Consider the following 712-nt stretch of genomic DNA (forward strand, 5'->3'; position numbering starts at 1 on the left):
TCGGCATATTCAGATTGATCGCGTGGTTCTGAATAGGAATGGTAATAATCAACATAATGATCAATACCAGCATGACGTCAATCAATGGCGTCATGTTCATTTCTATCATTACTTCCGGATCAGCTGAAGCACCGCCGGAACCCATTTGCATACCCATAATGCTTCCTTTACGAATCACTTATTCACATCACGAATGATTCGGAATCTGAATAAAAATCAAAATCAAGACCTGACATCTTTACCGCAGAGACACAAATTGCGCTTAGTTCCGTGCAGGCGGTTCAATCACGAAGCCGACCTTGGCGATCCCTGCCCGCTGTGCTGTCAAGATGCTCTTGCCAATAAATTCATAGCGGGTGTTTTGATCACCACGGATGTGCAACTCAGGTTGCGGTACCTTCACCGCTTCCACTTTCAATTTCTCAAACAGGTCATCCGTGCCTTTCAATGGACGCATGCTGCCGTTCCAGTACAGATCACCATCCTTGTTCACGGACAAGGTGATGTTTTCCGGTTTGGTCTTGTAAATGACGTTTGTTTCTGCCGGCAGCTTGAGCTTGACCGTATCTGTAATCACCGGGGTGGTGATCAGGAAGATGATCAGCAAAACCAGCATGACGTCGACCAGCGGGGTGGTGTTGATGGTGCTGTTGACTTCGTCTTCGCCATCACCATCATTGCCAATTGCCATTGCCATAATGTGTTCTCTTTC

The 712-nt window shown here is 46.8% G+C and carries 2 protein-coding genes; both read right to left on the reverse strand.

Features of this window, described 5'->3' with window-relative positions:
- Positions 1-157, reverse strand: a 157-nt coding sequence (locus ACO0K9_RS27995; RefSeq protein WP_422990677.1) for a biopolymer transporter ExbD, incomplete at its 3' end; no start/stop codon positions are given.
- 105 nt (positions 158-262) lie between these two features.
- On the reverse strand, positions 263-697 hold the full coding sequence (locus ACO0K9_RS28000; protein ID WP_422990679.1) for an ExbD/TolR family protein: 435 nt from the start codon (positions 695-697) through the stop codon (positions 263-265).
- Between the last annotated feature and the right edge of the window lie 15 nt (positions 698-712).

It is taken from the genome of Undibacterium sp. Ji50W (assembly GCF_049340445.1).
Lineage (GTDB): Bacteria > Pseudomonadota > Gammaproteobacteria > Burkholderiales > Burkholderiaceae_D > Undibacterium.